Here is a 17581-nt window from a genome sequence, read left to right on the forward strand (position 1 = left end):
GCGGGCCCCCCCCCGGGGGGGGGGGCCCCGCGCCTGTGTCTCGGGGGGATCAGGGGCAGCTGATGCGGGTGTCGCCCGGATCGGTGGTGCAGGTGTCGGTGTTGGGGCCGCCGTTGAGGGTGTCGTTGCCGAAGCCGCCGTCGAGGCGGCCGTTTGCCGTATCCACCGTGGACGGTGTCGTTGCCGTAGCTCGCGTTGACGGTGTCGTCGCCGCCGAGGGCGCAGATCACGTCGTTGCCGGAGGTGCCGGTGATGGTGTCGTTGCCGGAGGTGCCGACGCGGGTGCAGCCGCGGGCGTTGTTGACCGTGGTGGTCGCCGTGGCGGTGTTGTCGCCGGGGTTCGGGTCGGTCTGCGTGGTGTCGGCCGTGGCGCGGTTGGTGAGGGTGCCGGTGGCCCGGGGCTCGGCGGTGACCGTCACCGTGGCGGTGGCCCCGGGGGCGAGGGTGCCCAGGGAGCAGTTCGCGCCGGTGGCGGTGGTGGTGCAGGTGCCCTGGGTGGTGGTCGCCGAGACGACCGAGACGGCGACGCCGGTGAGCGTGTCGGAGAGGGAGACGTCGGTGGCGGAGGCCGTGGTGCTGTTGTTGGTCACCCGCACGGTGTAGGTGGGCCGGTCACCGATGCTGACCGTGGTGGGGATGCCTGACTTCGTCACCGACAGGTCCACGCCGGCCGGTGGTGGCGGCGGCGCGGTGCCGCCGCCCTCGAAGCGGGCCAGGGCGAAGTCGCTGTCCGGTCCGCCCCCGCCGGCGGCGACGATCCGGCCGGCGGAGTCGAGCTTCACGCCGCGCGCCGTGTCGGAGCCGCCGAAGTCCGCGGTCGCCTGCCCGCCGGTGCCGAAGCCGCTGTCCAGGCTGCCGTCGGTGTAGTAGCGCAGGATCGAGAAGTCGCCGCCACTGCCGCCGGCGGCGACGATCCGCCCGTCCGGCCAGGACGGTGGCCGCGACGGTCCCGGCCCGGGCCGGCAGGGACCGGCGGCGGCGTTCGCCGGGTCCGCCGTGTCGCCGCCGCGCCGGTCGCACATGAAGTGTGAGCACGCCCGGGTGAGCGGGAACAGCGGGCGGGGGGTGAGTGGTGCGGAACGACAGTGGTGCGGAACGACAGTGGTGCGGAACGACAGTGGTGCGGGGCTCAGTCGCACTCGGTGCCGGCCGGGCGGTCCTTCTTGCGGAACGTCATCAGGGGGGTTCCGTCGTTCTTGAGTTCGTCGGCGATGCCGTCGATGTAATTGCCGTACGAGTAAATTCGGTCATATCCGCGACCGCGCCAGGAAGTGACATCGACCGTGTCCTCGCGCTTTCCGGTCGCATTCCAGGTGTACGACTCCAGATTGAAGACCGGATTGACGCGGACGACGCGTTTGGTGGGGCTCGCCTCGATCCAGGCGGTTTTCTCCGGGCCGATGTCGATGACGTCGTTGTTGGTGACGGCGACGGAGTTCTCGATGGCCCAGGAATAGCTGTAGGAGGCCTCGACCGAGGCGCCGAACCAGCTGCCGATGGACGCCTCGGCGCTGGTGGAGCCGCCGACGGTGTGGGAGTAGGAACTGGCGGTGGCGTACTCGCGGGCCAGTTCCAGGCCGTAGCCGCTGTCGGTGCAGTTGGTACGGGTCTCGCTGATCGGGCGCCAGGCGGCACGGTAGGTCCAGCTGGAGGCGACGGGGTACTCGCAGCGGCCCTCGAACCGCTCCCAGCCGGGCTGGAGGGTCCACTTGCCGTCGTCCTTGTGCCAGACGGGTTCCTCGCGCCACGCCGAGTGGTCGCGGAGTTCACCGGTGGTGACGTTGATGTACCGGTCCTGGTAGCCGGTGTCGCCGTCGGTGCCGCAGACCCGCGCCATCATCTCGTCGGTGTTCCACGGCTCCTCGCCGCGGATGTTGACCGCGCCGCCGGGCCCGGCGGCGTGCGCCGGCTGCGTCGCGAGGACGCTCGCCACGGCACCGAGAAGGGCCGCGCCGACGGCTGCGGCACGCCGCACGCGCAACCGCGGAAAGGGCCGGAAGCGGGATTGGTCCGTGTTTTCCGTCACTGAGAAATTCACCTTTCGGAAACGCCGTGCTTACTCGCTGGTAAGTACTATCGAATTCCGATGGTTCAACTGTCAAACTCCCAGGATGAACGGGAAACTAAGCGGCGCAACCGGACACCCGAACCGGTGAAATACGGGCGCCTCCCGGGCCCTTCGTGGCCGCGGCCGGGCCCGCTGTTACATTCCTGGGACACTTCCGGGGGCCCCGGCGTACAACCTTGCGCCATACCAGTCCGTCTCACCCCATACCAGCGTTACGTCATCAAGGGGGACGACATGCGACGAATCGGATCGGCGTTGGCGGCACTCGCACTCGCGGGGACCGCGCTCGGCACGGCGGCGGCCACGGCGAGCGCCGCACCGGGGACCGCCGCACGGGCGGCCGCGGCCTGCCCGACGGGCTGGGGCAGCGGCCTCAAGGGCAGCCCCGACAGCGGCGCCGTGCCGCTGTCGGACATCAGGACCGGCCGGCACGACTGCTACGACCGCATCGTGTTCGACGTCCCCGCCGGTGGCGACGGCATCGGCTACTACGTCCAGTACGTCGACCAGCTCCACCAGGTCGGCTCCGGCGACCCCATCCCCGTGAGCGGCGGGGCCATCCTCGAGATCCGGGTCGCCGCCCCCAGCTACGACCCCGAGACCGGCGGCGTCGCCTACCCGGGAGACGTGGCCGAGCCCCTGCCCGGCGTGAACATCACCGGCTACCGCACCTTCCGGGACACCCGGTTCGCCGGCAGCTTCGAGGGCGAGACCCAGATAGGAGTCGGCGTCCGCGCCCGCCTCCCCTTCCGCGTCCTCCAACTCCCCGACCGAATCGTGGTGGACGTGGCGCACAGCTGGACGTAGGTGCGGGTGGGTGGGGGTTGGTCGCGCCGTCAGACGAAATCCGGGGTCCAACGAGGGCGGACACGCGGGCGATCGGTGGCGGCGGGATTCCGTGTGGGCCGACTTGTTAAGGTCCGCACAGTGGAGAGATCAAATGACGGTATGAACGGCGGAGCGGCGTCGACGCTGCTGGACGTACTGCTCGGGGCGGCGCGGGAGGCCCCAGGTCAGACCGTCGTCCACGTCCGGGGCGACGGCACCGAGCACACCGTCACCTTCGCCGAACTCCGGGACGACGCCCTGCGGGTGGCCGGCGCGCTGATCGCCGCAGGCGTGACGCCGGGCACCCCGCTGCCCCTGGTCACCGACTGGGGTGACGCCTTCCAGCCCCTGTTCTGGGGCGCGCTGGCGGCGGGAGCCGTACCCGTACCGCTCGCCCCGGAGCCCCGCCGGATCGGACCGGTGTGGGAACTCCTCGGCAGGCCACCCGTGGCCGTGAACGGGGCCACGGCATCCGTGGTCGCCGAAACCGACGGCGCGATACGGGTGTGGGGACTGGACACGCTCCGAGCGGGCGCTCCGCCCCGGGACCTGCCCCGGCCCGCCCCGCGAGATGTCGCCTTCCTCCAGTACTCCTCCGGCAGCACCGGCGCCCCCAAGGGCGTGGAACTGACCCACGCCTGCGTCCTCGCCAACCTCCGCCAGATCAGCGCCGCGATGGCGATCACCGCCGACGACGTGATCGCGACCTGGATGCCGTACTTCCACGACATGGGCCTCATCGGCACCCATCTCGTCCCCATGGCCGCCCGCCTGAAGCAGGTACGGATCGAGCCGCTGTCCTTCGCCAAGCGCCCCGCCCTGTGGTCGAGGCCGCCGCCCGCCACCGCGCGACCCTCCTCTCGGCCGCGAACTTCGCCCTCGACCTCGGGGTGCGCCGCGTCCCGGCCACCGCTCTCACCGGCCTCGACCTCAGCCCCGTACGCCTCATGCTCGTCGGCGCCGAGCCCATCGCGCCGCGCGTCTGGCGGGAGTTCACCGCCCGGACGGCGCCCACCGGGCTCGACCCGCGCGCCCCGCTGCCGGTGTACGGCCTGGCCGAGGCCACGCTCGCCGTGACCGTACCGCCGCTGGGCGAGATCGCCACGCCGCTGGTACTGGACCGGGCCGCGCTCAGCCGGGGACGGGTGGTGGACAGCGAACCGGGGCCGCACGCCGTGGAGTTGATGGACCTGGGGCGGTCGGTGGAGGGGTCCTTTGCATGTGATGCCAGGAGGCACACTTTGCTTGAGACTTCAAGAAAAGGAAAGATCTTGCCCAGATATCTCGACCAATTCCCCAGGAAATTCACACCAGTTGAGGCCGCCTCGGCATGAGGCATGAGGCATGAGGCATGCGGCAGGTGCGGCGCGGGCTCCGTGCGCCCGCGCCGCACCTGATGGATCCGGGGAAGTTACGGCGCGTTGATCAGGTCGTGCGGCGGTACCTGCACCGTGCGCGCGCCCGGCGTGCCGCCGAGGACGACCTTGCGCAGGGCGATGTTGTTCTTGTGGTTGGTCTCCTGGAGACGGTTCTCGGGGTTGGCGATGACCTGGATGTAGTACGTCCCGTTCGGCAGATCGGTGATCTCGAAGGACTGGCCGGGGCGGTACTGGGTGTACGTGTCACCGGAGCCGACGTCGAGGACCTCACGTACGGAGATGGCGTCCTGCGAACCGCAGGCGGTGGACAGGTCGGTGTTCTCCGGGTGCCAGTTGGCGTTCTTGACGGTGTAGTCGATGGCGTCGGTGTTGGCCAGGCAGAACGCCTCCTTGCCGGAGCGCACCTCCTTGGTCTGGTCCGCGCTGAGCAGGCGGTAGCTGGCGAAGTCCGTGAAGTGCCAGTGCTCGTGGCCCTCGCGCGGGTCCCACTCCATGGTGCCGGTGGGGGTGTAGCCGATCTGCTTGCCGTCGGCGTCGTAGAAGTACTGGTACGCGTCCATCAGGTCCGCGCCCGGCTTGCGGAAGCCGTCGACGACTAGGGGCGCGGGGCCCGCGTTCCAGACGTTCGCGCTGAAGGCGAGGTAGTCCTTGCCCGCCACGTCGCCGTCCTCGCCGTCGGTGATGGCGATGTCCCAGGCCGGCAGCGAACGCAGGTCCGGCTTGGGCACGCTCGCCGCCACGCCGGCCTTGCCGGTGGGCCGCTTGCTGTTGGCCTTCAGCGCCGGCGCGATACGGGAGCCGTCGGTGTGGCCGGGGCCGTCGCCGAGGTGGTTCGCCGTGCCCCGGTCGATGAGGGCCTGGGGCAGCTCGGGCGGCGTCGGGGCGTCGGCGCCGCGTGGGCCGTAGTGGTGGTTGGCCGCGGACGGGTCGGCCGCCGGGGCCGACTGCGCGGCGTGGCCGCCGCCGTGACCGCCGTGACCGCCGTGATGGGCGGTGGACGACGAGGACTTCGAGGTGGCCAGTCCCTCGCCGCCGTCGGTGGGCTCGTCCCGTACCGTCACGGCGACGGTCGGCCGGTCGTCGGGGATGCCGAACAGGTCGCGGTACTTCTTCGCCACGCCCACCTGGGCGGTGTACTCGCCCACCGGCAGGTCCACCGGCTTGTCGTAGTCCCAGGTGGTGGTGTTGGTCGCCCAGCCCTTCTCGACCCCCCACACCGAGCCCAGCGTCCACGGGTTGGTGGAGCAGCTCTGCGGATAGTGGTTGGTCGACGGGGCGTCGGGGCGGATACGGCCCGAGGCGTTGTTCGGGCAGAAGTTGCCCTCGCTCTTCACGACCTCCGCGCCGGACGCGTCCTTGATCGAGATCTCCAGGAAGCCGGCCAGCCCGGAGAAGTCGTCGACCGTCCCCGCGGGCAGGGTCTTCGTCCTGGTCGTCTTGCCGTCGCGGAGGATCTGCTTGGCGACGACGGGGTCCTTGTACGACTTGCGCGTCACCTGGAACTCCAGGGGCGCGTTGTCGACGGAGACGTACGTCCCCAGTTGCAGGAAGACGCCCTCGGCCCACTCCGAGCGGGTGAGCGTCACGGAGTTCGACGCCGCTATCAGCTTGATCTGCGGCTTCCCGGGCGTGCTCGCCGCGGACGCGGCACCGGCGCCGGGCGCGGCACCGGCCACGGCGGCCACCACGGTGAGCGTCGCCAGGGCGGCGAGGCCGGGGCGCTTCAGGCGGGTTCTGGCGGCTCCCCCGGTGGTCCGGTCGGCCACGGGGCCGTCCGTCGGACTCTTCGGTGAACTGGTCATCTGGCTGGTCATCGGTTCCTCGTCTGCGAGTGCCATGGTCAGTGGCATCGGACTGGACAGCCCACGGACGACGGCCCGACCGCCCGGCCGGCCATACGGGCGCACCCCCACGCGCCCGGCCGGTCCGGACTCGACCGTCACCTCTGTGAGCAACCTGTGAGACAGGTAAAGGGCGTACCTGGGTTGCCTGTTGAGGCGGAATTCGACGAAAGAGGCGGCGTGTACGGTTCACCCGCGTCCGCCCGCGCACGCGAGACACGGCAGTCCGCACCCGTCGCGCGCCCACCGCGCGCGCAGCTCGCACCCCCCCTGCGCACACGTCACCCACCCCTCCGCGCACACCTCACACACCCGTCCGCGTCCGTCCGCCGAACCGGTGCCAAGTCCCCGGAGAATCCGCGCAGGAGCATCACACAGCCTGCACACAGCCCTGAGAATGCCTCGTTAGCGTTCTGACCGCTCGATCCGCTCGATCCCACGTGCGAACGTGATGTGACCGGGCCGCGGCCCGGCGGGTCGACGGCATGCCCACACAGGAAAGACCTCCATGGACTACTGCTCCTCGTGTCGCCGACATCTCAACGGTGCCCTCGTGTGCCCCGGCTGCGGCGCCTACGCGCCCGACATAGCCCCGGCCACGATCGACAGCCGTGTCGTGCCGGTCCTGGCGACCGGGACGAGCACGGGGTCGGTGATGGTCCCCAGGGTGCCGACGATGCCTGCGGCGGCCTGGGAGTACGGGGCCGCGGACCCCATCTGGTACGACGGTCCGCGGGTCGAGGCGCCCTCGGCCGCCGCCCCCGTGTCCGGCGTCGAGGACGCTGACGTCGACGCGGACGTGGACATGGATGCCGACGTGGATGTCGACGTGGAGGGCGTCGCGCCGGTGGCGCAGGGGCGGGCCGCGCGGCGCCGCCAGTTGGCGCGGTGGAAGAAGAACCAGCGCCGGGCCGTGGTCGCGACCGCCGTCGCGCTGGTCGGCGGCGGTCTGACCGTCCTGGGGATGGACCGGCAGTCCACCGACCACACCCAGGCGGCCACGGCACCGGACGCCGAGAGCCTGGGCGCCGTCGAGGAACAGGGTTCGCAGCGCGGCCGTACCTCCGCCACGGAGACCGACGAGACCCGGCGCACCTCGGACACCCCCGGCACCTGGTCACCGGATGCCGGCACCCCGCGCGACCGCGCCGCCTCCGACGGCACAGCGAACTCCGCCAAGAACGGGCCCAACTCCCCCCGTACGGCCTCCTCCTCGCCGTCCAAGCAGCAGGCGCGGACGGGCGCCTCCACCCCGGACGGGACGGTCACCGACGACGCCGCCGGCACACCGACCGACGAGGCGACGACGCCCCCGGCCACCGACGACTCGGGCTCGACGGACACGAGCACCGGCTCGGACACGGACACGAGCGCCGGTTCCGGCACGGACTCCGGTTCGGACACGAGCACGGGCACGGACACGTCGGACGGTTCGAGCTCCGACACGGCGACGACGTCACCGTCGGGGCTGTGCCTGCTCGGGATCGTGTGCGTGAGCTGACACCGGGCGGCCGGTCAGCGTCCTTGGCCGGCCATGAGTACACGTAGACCGTCAGCGCTCGTCGGTGTCAGTGGTCATCGGTGTCAGTGCTCGTCGGCGTCGATGGTCATCGGCGTCAGTGCTCGTCGGCCATCGGACGTGGCCAAGAACGCCCGCTGATGCGTTCGATGTCGCTGTTGAACTGCCGCAGGTCGGCCACGAAGCGCTGAAGGCGCTCGGCCGGCCAGTCGGCGATGACGCCGGCGAGGCCGGTGACGATCTCCTCGCGCTGCTCGGCGAGGCGCGCCGACCCCCGGTCGGTGATACGGAACTTGCGGGCCACTCCCCCGTCGGGGTCGAGCGTCCGCTCCACCAGGCCGTCGCGCAGGAGCGTCGAGGTCTGCCGGGTGAACGTGGAGGCGGCGAATCCGAACGCCTCCACGAAGTCCGGGATGGACATGGGCCCTTGGGCCTCGAGTCTGCTGAGCAGCGCGTAGGCGCTGCGGTCCAGGGCCCCGCCGCCGCGGACGCCACGGGGCGTCGACGTGTCGCGGTTCCGCGTCAGGATCAGCAGCTCCCGCTCGATGCGCTCCCCCGCCTCTCGGGCATCCACGCCGGTCTCCTCCCGCCTGCCTGGCCTTCATGAATCCCTCACCCTACGTCGAAATTGCGCCATGCATGAAGAGTGCACGATGCACCATTGATGCATCATGCACTGCATGTGTAGCGTGCACTTCCGTCTACCTCCCCCTCCCCCACAAGGAGATGACGGAATGAGCCAGACCTCAGCGAGCCGAATCGACGCGGGCCGGGACGGCACAGGCCGAATCGACGCGGGCCGGGACGGCACAGGCCGGACCGACGCGGGCCGGACCGACGCGGGCCGGACCGACGCGGGCCGGACCGACGCGGGCCGAGGCGGCGACACAGCCCGGGCCGACGACCCGGTGCTCCGGATGCCGATGCTCAGCGAAGCCCCCTTGGACCCGCCCGCCGAATGGGAACGGCTGCGCGCCCAGTGCCCGGTGGCCACGGTCGAGCTGCCGAGCGGCGACCGGGCGAAGTTCGTGAGCCGTTACGACGATGTCCGGGCCCTCCTCTCCGACGCCCGCTTCGCCCGCCCGCGCGCCGGGGACGACGCCGCACGGATCGCCGCCGACGGCGCGGGCGGGGTCGCGGCCGACGCCAGTCCCGAGTACGAGATGGCGATCCCCGAGCACGGCGAACCGCATCTGCGCTGGCGGCGCCAGGTCGGCCGGTACTTCACCGTCAAGCGCATGGCGGCCCTGCGCCCGGGCATGGAGCGGATCGCCGAGTCACTGATCGACGAGATGATCGAACGCTGACAGCCCGCCGACCTCAAGGCCATCCTGGGCTTCCCGCTCCCGGTCTACGTCATCTGCGACCTGCTCGGCGCCCCCGCCGAGGACCGCGACCGCTTCTCCCACTGGTCCGACGCGTTCCTGAACGTCAGCCGCTTCACCCAGGCGGAGACGAGGGCGGCGTTCACCGAGTTCGCGGGGTACATGAGCGACCTGGTGGCGGCCAAGCGCGCCGCCCCCGGCGAGGATCTGCTCAGCATGCTGATCGTGGAGAGCGCCGCGCTGCCGGAGTCCGAACGGCTCACCCACTCCGAACTCCTCGCCACCGGCATGGGGTTGCTGGTCGCCGGGCACGAGACCACCGCGAACATGATCGGCAAGATGGCCGCGCTGCTGCTGGCCGACCGCGGCCGCTGGGAGCAGTTGCTCGCCGACCCCTCCCTCGTGCGTACGGCGGTCGAGGAGGTACTGCGGTTCGACGCCAACCTCGGCGGGTTCGGCATGCGGCGCTTCCTGAGCGCCGAGGTCGAGCTCGGCGGGGAGCTGCTGCCCAGCGGCACCACCGTCCTGTGCGGGATGTCCGCCGCCAACCGCGACGAGCGGGTCTTCACCGCCGCCGACGAGATGGACCTCACCCGCAGCCCCAACCCGCACCTCACCTTCGGCGCCGGCCCGCACTCCTGCCTCGGCCAGGCCCTCGCCCGCACCGAGCTCCAAGTCGTCCTGGAGGTCCTCCTCCGCAAACTCCCGGCCCCTCGAACTCGCCGTCCCCGCCGACGAGTTGCGCAAGGTCGAGGGCCTCCTCGTCGGCGGCCTGAGCGAGGTCCCGGTCCGCTGGTGACCCCGACAAACCAAGCAGCCGAGGAAGGAGTCCCCATGAAGGTCCACGTGGACGAGGCGAAGTGCTGCGGCGCCGGCCAGTGCGTCCTCATCGCCCCCGAGGTCTTCGACCAACGCGACGAGGACGGCATCGTCGCACTCCTCGAACCGACCCCGGACCTGCCACACCACGCGGCCGTCCGTGAGGCGGCGGCGGTGTGCCCGGCCTCGGCGATCACACTCGACGACAACCGGTGAACTTCAGCTGGTAGAACTCGCTCTCCACGCGGCTCACGATCCCCCGATCGGGCTCGGTCAGCCCTCGTCGTACGGGCTGCTCGTGAAGGGGATCGCGCATCATCGAGGCGGGCTCCGCCGACCACCGGCCGGTGTTCTCACCGAGCGGCACGGCGAACACGTACCCGACCGGTCCTCACCGCGGTACCCGCCGACGGCCTCCCAACCGGGGCGAGACGAGTACGCCGTCAGCCGCTCGTCGAACCGGTCGCGATCTGACAACTGTGCACCTTCGGCCAGCCGGCGCTGCCCTCGCGTGCATGGCCTTCCCATGCGAGGTCATGTACGCAGGAAGTCCGCTGCCCGGCAAGAAGAAGGCCCCATGCATTCTCAAGAGAACATTCGTCAGCCTGCGGTCGGCAAGGGCCGTGATTCCGCCCGCACACCGTCCAAGGTCCAGGCCGGCGGCGGTGCTCCTTCGGGCTTGCGTGCCCTGCAGAGCACTGCGGGCAACGCGGCGGTCGTCCAGATGCTCCGCCGGGCCGGCCATCTGGGGGCGGACCAGCACCAGCACGGGGCGGGCTGCGGCCACCAGGACACCGAGCGGCCGGCGGTGCAGCGTTCCGCCGTTCACGATGTCCTGCGAAGTGGCGGCCAGGCCCTCGACGGTGCCACCCGCTCCGACATGGAGTCCCGGTTCGGCGCGGACTTCTCCGACGTCCGTATCCACAACGACAGCGCCGCGCGCGCTTCGGCCGCCGAAGTCGGCGCTCGCGCCTACACGTCCGGCAGCCACGTCGTGATCGGTGATGGCGGGAACGACCGGCACACGCTCGCGCACGAGCTGACCCACGTCATCCAGCAGCGCCAGGGGCCGGTGGCCGGAACCGACAACGGCAGCGGGCTCAAGGTCTCCGACCCCTCCGACCGGTTTGAACGCGAAGCCGAGGCGAATGCCCACCGCGTCATGAGTGCCTCGCCCGCCAGTACGGTGCGGGACGCCGGGCAGGAAACGGCGACGGCCCCGACCAGCGGAACGCCTGCGGTGCAGCGCGTGAAAGCGGACAGCGACGCCATGGATGTGGAGGAGGAGTACTCCGACGCCGAGTACGTGGACCTCGACTACGAATCCGACGCGTACGAGGAAACCGACCAGAACGTGCTCCGGCACAAGTACAACCAGTACCCGCGCCAGGTGTCCGAGAACCCGCAGCCCGCGGTCGGCTTCGGAAAAAGCCGCCTGGGAGTGCGCCCCGACCTGGTGAAGTCCATGCGCCAGGACGCCCAGGGCCGTGCACTCCCGCCGCTGAAGTACCGCACGGACAACGCACCGCTCTACCGCTACGACACCCGGGGTCCCGACGAGATCCTGGCGCAGGGGTTCGCCCCCCGAAGCGAAAAGCTTCCCCGGAGCCTCCGGCTCTACCAGAAGGTGTTGCACACCGCGATGAACGGCACGGCATACGTGAGTACCAGCCGTTCGCCCGGGGACTACATACCGGAGTGGGCAAAGCAGTCCAATGGCGACGCCTACCGGTATGTGCTCAGTGCGTCGGGCGGCATCGACCTCGTGGCGACGTTGGGGAGCACCGCGTTCCTCGACCAGCAAGAGGTGATCTTCTGGAAGGGGATTCGCCCGGAATTCATCGACCGTGTGGAAATCATCGACTCCAGCAAGAAGGTCAAGGAAAGCATCAAGCGGACGGACTGGCTGAAGAAGGGCCACATGGACCCGAACCGCATGGACGTGGACTGATCCTCCATCCACCGCTCAACGGCGACGAGCGCGCACGCGCACACGCCGCTGCGGTCGCTCCTGAACACGTGTAGCAGGAGCTTGTTGCCCGGCAGTTGTGGACGAAGCTGACGGTGCTCGACCGGTCCGCGATGTGCACGGCACTGGCCGCCGGGCTCGTGTGTTCAGAAGGGGCACGAGAATGCTTGGCCCTCGCGCTGCGATTCCCCGGCATCGGCTATCGGCGCGCCCAGGACGGCGATACCCGCAAGGTACGGATGCCGCACCATCAGGGAGGACCACAGCGCCTGCGGGATGAGCTGGAACGGATCCGGCACCCGCTCAACCGCGAGGGCGCGTTGCCGGTGTACGGCGCGCAGGCCCAGATCGATGCGGCCCCAACTCCTCCAACACCTCGCCGAGTTGGGCGGCATCGAGGGAGGGGCCGGGCAGGGTGGGGCGGGGTGGGGCCGACGGTGAGGGTGCCCGGAGGCTGTCGAGGAAGAGGGCCAGGGGGCGGCGCCAGGCGCCGGGAGCGGCCCTGGCGGTGAGGGCCGGGACGGCGCGGCCGAGGGCGGCGAGGCCGAAGAGGACGTCCTCGGTGGTGACATCGGCACGGACGCTGCCCTCGTCGCGGCCGCGCCCCAGCAGGGACTCCACGGTCCGCCGGTTGTGCTCGTGCACGGCCTCCAGCGCCCCGACGCCCCGTACGTGGGTGGTCATGAGGTCGTTGGTGCCGCGGTCGGCGGCGAGCGTGCCGAAGACGGTGCCGAGGTAGTCGGTCAGCCCGGACCAGGCGTCCGGGGCGTCCCGGGCCCGCGCCCCGACGGCCATCGTGTCGGCGAGCTGGTCGTGGAAGACGGCGTCGATGAGGGCGGCGCGGCTGGGGAAGTGCCGGTAGAGGGTCGCGTTCCCCACGCCCGCCCGGCGGGCGATCACATCCAGCGGCGCCTCGAGCCCCTGCTCGGTGAACACCTCGTGGGCCGCCGCCACCAGCAGCTCCCAGTTGCGCTGCGCGTCCCGCCGCCGGGGCGGTGGGGTCGCGGGGTCCGCACCGACGGTCATCCGTGCTCCTCCTCGACAAGCGGGGACCACTCCCCGGCATCGATGCCCCGATGTTATCGTCGAGAGCGGAAGTGGGGAGTACTCCCCATTTGAAGGGGAGGTGCGGCGTGGGAAGCGGCAGCGGCAGCGACAGCGACAGCGATACGGCACTGGTGCTCGGCGGCGGGGGTCCGGTCGGCCTGGCGTGGTTGGCCGGGGTGCTCGCCGGCCTCACGGACGCCGGTGTCGACCTCGGCCGGGCGGATGTCGTCATCGGCACGTCGGCCGGCGCGATCTACGGCTCCCGGTTCGCGGCGGGCGAGACACCGGGCGAGCTGTACGAACGCCAGCTCGCCGGCGCCGACCGCATCGCCATGAAGGTCACCGCCACCCAGACGCTCCGCTTCCTCTGGGCGGCCCTGGGCTCCCGCGACCCCGACCACTCCCTGCGCCGCCTCACCCGCGCCGCCCTGGCCGCCCACCCGGACCCGGACCCCGGCTTCTTCGATGTCATACGGCCACTGCTGCGCGGCGCGCATGTGGATGGGGACCCGGGGAACTGGCCCGAACGCGCCCTGCGCATCACCGCGGTGGACGTCCTGACCGGTGAGGTGACCGCCTTCGACGCGGACTCGAAGGTCACGCTGCTGGAAGCGGTGGCGGCCAGTTGTGCCGTACCGCTGGTCTCGGCGCCCGTGGCGGTGGCGGGCCGGCGCCGGCTGGACGGCGGCTGCCGCTCGACCGCCAACATCGACCTGGCCGGCGGCTACGACCGCGTCCTCGCCGTCGCACCGGTCCCGAAAGCGGTGGGCCCGCATTCCGGCGCCCAGCGGCAGGCCGCCGAACTCACCGCGGGGGGAACGGCCGTGGCCCTCCTCACCCCGGACACCGCGTCCCGCCGGGCGATGGGCCGCGACCTGACCGCCGACGCCCGCCGCCCGGCCGCGGCCCGCGCCGGCCACGCACAGGGGACGGCGGCCGCGGCGGCCGTAGCGGAGATCTGGCAGAACCGGGGCGAGGCATAGCCCGCACCCGATGGGCACCCAAGGGGAACCCGATGTGGCATCCGACAGGTCCCCCATGGTGAGCGAACCGAGAGACGGCGGAGAGACGATGCGAGCCCCCACGCTGGACGAACTGGCCCCGGAGGGCCACGACTTCGAGGCGGACCCCTATCCCGTGTACGCGGCGCTGCGCGCGAAGGGCCCCGTGCACCGGGTGCACCTGCCGCAGACGGGCGACTGCTGGCTGGTCGTGAGCCGTGACGCCGCGCGGGCGGCGCTGACGGACCCACGACTGAGCAACGACATCCGCCACTCCTCCTGGGAGACGGACGGCGGTCACGCCCTCGGCGTCAACATGCTCCAGAGCGACCCGCCGCAGCACACGCGGCTGCGCCGGCTGGTGGCCGGGCACTTCACCCCCGCCAGGGCGGCGGCCCTGCGCCCCCGGATCGAGGAGCTGGCGACCACCCTGCTGGCGGACCTGCCCGCAGAGGGTACGGCGGACCTGGTGAGCCGGTACGCGCTGCCGCTCCCGGTGGCGGTGATCAGCGACATCCTCGGCGTCCCGGACACCGAGACCGACCGCACGGTCTTCCACGACTGGTCGACGGAGCTGGTGATGCCCACGTCGGCGGAGGCGACGGCCGGCGCGGCGGCGGCACTCGCCGACTACCTGACCGCCCTGACAGCACGGAAACGCGCGGCCCCGGACGACACCCTGCTGAGCGAACTGGCGGAGACGGACCCCGAGAGCCTCACCCCCGACGAACTCCTCGGCATGGCCTTCCTCATCCTCGTCGCGGGCCACGAGACGACGGTGAACCTGATCTCCGCGACCGTCCACAGCCTGCTCACCCACCCCGGCCAACTGACCCTCCTCCGCTCCGACCTGACCCTGATCGGCGCGGCGGTGGAGGAGTCCCTCCGCTACAACTCCCCCGTCCACGGCACGGCGTTACGCTTCGCCGCCGAACCCCTGATCCTCGCGGACACCCCGATCTCCCCCGGAGACGCCGTCCAGGTCTCCCTCGCGGCGGCCTCCCGGGACCCCCTCCACTTCCCCTCCCCCGACCGCTTCGACGTCACCCGCCGCCCCACCCCCCACCTCGCCTTCGGCCACGGCCTCCACCACTGCCTCGGCGCCCCCCTCGCCCGCACCGAAGCCACCACCGCCCTACACCTCCTCCTCCACCACCACCCCCACCTCACCCTCGCCACCACCCCCACCAACCTCACCTGGCGCGCCAGCACCCTGCTGCGGGGGTTGCCGGAACTGCCGGTGCGGCTGGGGTGATTCGCGGGGGGCGCCCGCCAACCCCTCAGGCGCTGACGGCCGGGGTCCGTTCTGCGGCCGGTGCCCGGCGCGAGGTCGGATGGTCCAGCGGGACCACGACGGAGGAGTAGAACCGGTGCACGGCGTCGTCGACGCTGCGGATGAAACCGGACTCGGCGTTGCCACGGGTGCTGCCCATGCCCTTGAAGAGGGACAGCCGGAACCCGGTGATCTGCGCGCCGTTCACCGGCAGCAGATCCGCCGGTTCGGGGCGGAGACGTTCCAGTGTGCCCCGGGGGCCGCCCGCCTCGCCCTCGACGAGGGTCTCCACATGGAGGTCCGCCGGAGCCTCGGCCAGCCGTTTGATCAGACGCTTGGCCCAGCTCAGCGGGTAGCCCTGCTCGGGTGCCGGGATCTCGACCGACGTACGCAGCTTGCCCGTACGCAGGTCGGCACTGAGCCCGAGGACGCCCGGTGTGCCCTCGATGCGCAACTCGGCCAGCAGCTTCCCCTCCAGACACAAGTGGTCGGCCATCTCGGCGCGGCGGACCCCGGGATCGGTTCCGCGCCGGGCACGGCGCACGGGGAGCACCTTCTGTCCGAGTTCACCGCCGAGGCCCAGACAGACCTGACGGATGAGCCGCTCCCAGCTCTCGACGACCTCCAGGGCGCGTCCGTCGCCCTGGCAGAGCGTCTCGTCGTCGATCCCCTTGCGCACGGGGACCCAGGCCGCGCCCATGTTCTGGAAGCCGTGGCAGCCGGAGTTCTCGTGCTGGAGGTAGTGGAGGAGTTCCTGGAGCAGCCAAGCGTGCGCGCTGTTGCCGACGCCTTCGTGCCGGATGAGCATCTGGGCCTGGTGGGTCACCTCGGCCCAGGACAGGTGCCGCAGCGCCACCTTGTGTTTGCGCCGGCCGTCGATCTTCACGTCGACGAGCGGGCTGCCCTCCAGCGCGACATCGTTCGACAGCGTGATCACGGCCTCGTAGCCACGCCGGGCTGCGATGTCCATGTACGCCTGCACCTGATCGGTCCTGAGAGCGTTGCCGTTGGTCTTGGTCTCCAGCAGCGCCGTCCACAGCTTCCCGGCCCGCTCCACCCGGATCACGCCGTCCGGTCGCCGAGGTGTCTCCCCGTGCGGCAGTGAGACCTCGGTGAACGTCTCCGTCCGGCCCGCCGGCGCGCCGAAGGCGGCCGTGAGCCTCCTGCCGAACTCCGGTACCTGCGCCATCACCGACAGCAGCACCGAGGTGGCCCGCGTCTCACGGTCGCGGTCGCTCTTCAGCGCCGACACCGGGAAGAGCCTGGCCTCCCGCCAGGACTCGTTCTCCGCGAGGGTCTTCCTCACCGCTTTGGGCAGCGTGACCTTCTTCTTGGCCGTACGGGGGCGTGCCGACGGCTTCTTCGGCTCCTCGTCCTCGCCGGGCTGTCGCGGGGCGGGGACGGCGGGAAGGGTCGCCGCCGGTGATTCCCGCTCCACGACGGCGGCGGACGATGCGGTGATGGCCGGTGCGGCGACGGACGGTGCGGCACCAGCCAACTCGCCTACGCCGCCCGCATCGGCCGGTGCCGCTTCCTCGCCCTGCCCGTCGGCAGCGGCGGCAGCAGCGATATCGGTTTCGTCCTCGACGTCGTCCACGTCGGCCGCGTCGTCCTCGATGTCGACGCCGAAGTCCGTCGCGAGGCCCGCCAGTCCGTTGTCGTAACCCTGGCCTACGGCCCGGAACTTCCACTCGCCCGCACGCCGGTACAGCTCGCCGAAGATGAACGCGCTCACCGAGCCGGCGTCGTCGATCGCGAACCGGAGCAGCCCTTCGCCGGAGCCGTCGGCCAACGTCACCCGGAGGTCGTCGAGTTCGCCGAAGCGCGCGCCCTCGTACCGGCTCGCGGCGACGACGATGCGTTCGACGTCGGCCGGGATCGCCGTCAGGTCGAAGACGATCTGGTCCTCGCTGCCCTCCTCCGCGGGCTTCTTGCCCAGCAGCTGCACGCTGCCGTCGGCAGCGACCGGGTTGTTGTAGAAGTAGAAGTCGCCGTCGTCGCGTACCTTGCCGTGCTCGCCCAGCAGCATGACCGAGACGTCCGCGTCTCCCTCACCGGTCGAGCTGGCCCAGCCCAGCGTCACGCTCACCGAGTCGACCTGGTCACTGAGGCCCGCCAACCCCACGTTGGCGCCCTTGACCATCTCGTACATGAAACCCCCCAGTCCCGCACACGGGTATGCCGGGCCCCCTACGCCCGTCACGCACTCCTCGTGTGACATGCCGCACATTCAGCGCAGGCGAAACTCTAGTGCGCCACGGGCCGACATACACCGATCCGTCGGAAACCGTCCGCCCGAGGCCCCGGTGCCGGGTCCGCGCGAGGGCCGGGGGAAGCTGGGGCCCGTGTCGTTCCCCCCCCCAACTTGCAAGGAGACGACCGGAGATGACAAAGCGTCTGGCGCGTAGAGCGGTGTTGAGTGGTGGGCTGGCCGGTGGGCTGGCTCTGGCCGGGGTCGGGGGCGGGGTGGCCTGGGCCGACGGGCCGGGGGGCCTGTCGATGAATTAGTGGG

General features: G+C 71.3%; 12 protein-coding genes and 3 pseudogenes. 8 read left to right on the top strand and 7 right to left on the bottom strand.

What is annotated here, in order from left to right; all coding sequences use genetic code 11:
- A pseudogene (locus tag I8N67_RS38380) lies at nucleotides 1-1022 on the bottom strand (hypothetical protein); the annotation flags it as partial.
- A gap of 107 nt (nucleotides 1023-1129) precedes the next feature.
- Entirely contained in the window at nucleotides 1130-1975 is an 846-nt protein-coding gene (locus I8N67_RS38385; RefSeq protein ID WP_200308927.1) for a hypothetical protein, read from the bottom strand.
- A gap of 327 nt (nucleotides 1976-2302) precedes the next feature.
- Between I8N67_RS38385 and I8N67_RS38390 the strand changes: the two genes are divergently transcribed.
- Nucleotides 2303-2875: an AMIN-like domain-containing (lipo)protein gene (locus I8N67_RS38390; protein ID WP_200308928.1), complete on the top strand. Its 573-nt coding sequence runs from the start codon at nucleotides 2303-2305 to the stop codon at nucleotides 2873-2875.
- A 141-nt stretch (nucleotides 2876-3016) separates the two neighbouring features.
- A pseudogene (locus tag I8N67_RS38395) lies at nucleotides 3017-4128 on the top strand (AMP-binding protein); the annotation flags it as partial.
- Between the two features lie 179 nt (nucleotides 4129-4307).
- Here I8N67_RS38395 and I8N67_RS38400 read toward each other — a convergent pair.
- Nucleotides 4308-6113, bottom strand: coding sequence for a lysyl oxidase family protein (locus tag I8N67_RS38400; protein WP_200308929.1), 1806 nt, complete (start codon nucleotides 6111-6113; stop codon nucleotides 4308-4310).
- A 511-nt stretch (nucleotides 6114-6624) separates the two neighbouring features.
- On the opposite strand from I8N67_RS38400, the gene I8N67_RS38405 reads away from it, so the two are divergent.
- Nucleotides 6625-7617, top strand: a complete 993-nt coding sequence (locus I8N67_RS38405) for an SCO2400 family protein (RefSeq protein WP_200308930.1) — start codon at nucleotides 6625-6627, stop codon at nucleotides 7615-7617.
- A 115-nt stretch (nucleotides 7618-7732) separates the two neighbouring features.
- Here I8N67_RS38405 and I8N67_RS38410 read toward each other — a convergent pair whose 3' ends face one another.
- Nucleotides 7733-8209, bottom strand: coding sequence for a MarR family winged helix-turn-helix transcriptional regulator (locus I8N67_RS38410; RefSeq protein WP_200308931.1), 477 nt, complete (start codon nucleotides 8207-8209; stop codon nucleotides 7733-7735).
- A gap of 343 nt (nucleotides 8210-8552) precedes the next feature.
- Here I8N67_RS38410 and I8N67_RS38415 point away from each other — a divergent pair.
- Nucleotides 8553-9759 (top strand): annotated as a pseudogene (locus tag I8N67_RS38415) (cytochrome P450).
- Nucleotides 9760-9794: 35 nt separating this feature from the next.
- A complete protein-coding gene (locus I8N67_RS38420; protein WP_200308932.1) occupies nucleotides 9795-9995 on the top strand; it encodes a ferredoxin in 201 nt (66 codons plus the stop codon).
- Here the strand turns inward: I8N67_RS38420 and I8N67_RS38425 are convergent.
- Complete coding sequence (locus I8N67_RS38425) at nucleotides 9973-10155, bottom strand: hypothetical protein (protein WP_200308933.1); 183 nt, start codon at nucleotides 10153-10155, stop codon at nucleotides 9973-9975. The genes I8N67_RS38420 and I8N67_RS38425 overlap by 23 nt on opposite strands.
- Nucleotides 10156-10356: 201 nt before the next feature.
- Here I8N67_RS38425 and I8N67_RS43450 point away from each other — a divergent pair, with 201 nt between their 5' ends.
- Entirely contained in the window at nucleotides 10357-11730 is a 1374-nt protein-coding gene (locus I8N67_RS43450; protein WP_234046958.1) for an eCIS core domain-containing protein, read from the top strand.
- Between the two features lie 321 nt (nucleotides 11731-12051).
- On the opposite strand, the gene I8N67_RS38435 is transcribed toward I8N67_RS43450, so the two are convergent.
- On the bottom strand, nucleotides 12052-12774 hold the full coding sequence (locus I8N67_RS38435) for a TetR/AcrR family transcriptional regulator (RefSeq protein WP_200308934.1): 723 nt from the start codon (nucleotides 12772-12774) through the stop codon (nucleotides 12052-12054).
- 107 nt (nucleotides 12775-12881) lie between these two features.
- Here I8N67_RS38435 and I8N67_RS38440 point away from each other — a divergent pair, with 107 nt between their 5' ends.
- Nucleotides 12882-13778 (top strand): patatin-like phospholipase family protein, encoded by an 897-nt coding sequence (locus I8N67_RS38440; RefSeq protein ID WP_307835496.1) that lies wholly within the window; start codon nucleotides 12882-12884, stop codon nucleotides 13776-13778.
- A gap of 88 nt (nucleotides 13779-13866) precedes the next feature.
- Nucleotides 13867-15051, top strand: a complete 1185-nt coding sequence (locus I8N67_RS38445; protein ID WP_200308936.1) for a cytochrome P450 family protein — start codon at nucleotides 13867-13869, stop codon at nucleotides 15049-15051.
- A 25-nt stretch (nucleotides 15052-15076) separates the two neighbouring features.
- Here I8N67_RS38445 and I8N67_RS38450 read toward each other — a convergent pair whose 3' ends face one another.
- Nucleotides 15077-17221 carry a TerD family protein gene (locus I8N67_RS38450; protein WP_200308937.1) on the bottom strand — a complete coding sequence of 715 codons (2145 nt, stop codon included), beginning with the start codon at nucleotides 17219-17221 and terminating at the stop codon, nucleotides 15077-15079.
- Between the last annotated feature and the right edge of the window lie 360 nt (nucleotides 17222-17581).

The sequence above is a fragment of the Streptomyces adelaidensis genome (assembly GCF_016598475.1).
GTDB classification, from domain to species: Bacteria; Actinomycetota; Actinomycetes; order Streptomycetales; family Streptomycetaceae; genus Streptomyces; species Streptomyces adelaidensis.

Coding starts and splice junctions, on each gene's coding strand:
- I8N67_RS38390 (WP_200308928.1), top strand. CDS start 2,303: ATGCGACGAATCGGATCGGCGTTGGCGGCACTCGCACTCGCGGGGACC.
- I8N67_RS38400 (WP_200308929.1), bottom strand. CDS start 6,113: ATGGCACTCGCAGACGAGGAACCGATGACCAGCCAGATGACCAGTTCA.
- I8N67_RS38405 (WP_200308930.1), top strand. CDS start 6,625: ATGGACTACTGCTCCTCGTGTCGCCGACATCTCAACGGTGCCCTCGTG.
- I8N67_RS38420 (WP_200308932.1), top strand. CDS start 9,795: ATGAAGGTCCACGTGGACGAGGCGAAGTGCTGCGGCGCCGGCCAGTGC.
- I8N67_RS43450 (WP_234046958.1), top strand. CDS start 10,357: ATGCATTCTCAAGAGAACATTCGTCAGCCTGCGGTCGGCAAGGGCCGT.
- I8N67_RS38435 (WP_200308934.1), bottom strand. CDS start 12,774: ATGACCGTCGGTGCGGACCCCGCGACCCCACCGCCCCGGCGGCGGGAC.
- I8N67_RS38445 (WP_200308936.1), top strand. CDS start 13,867: ATGCGAGCCCCCACGCTGGACGAACTGGCCCCGGAGGGCCACGACTTC.
- I8N67_RS38450 (WP_200308937.1), bottom strand. CDS start 17,221: ATGTACGAGATGGTCAAGGGCGCCAACGTGGGGTTGGCGGGCCTCAGT.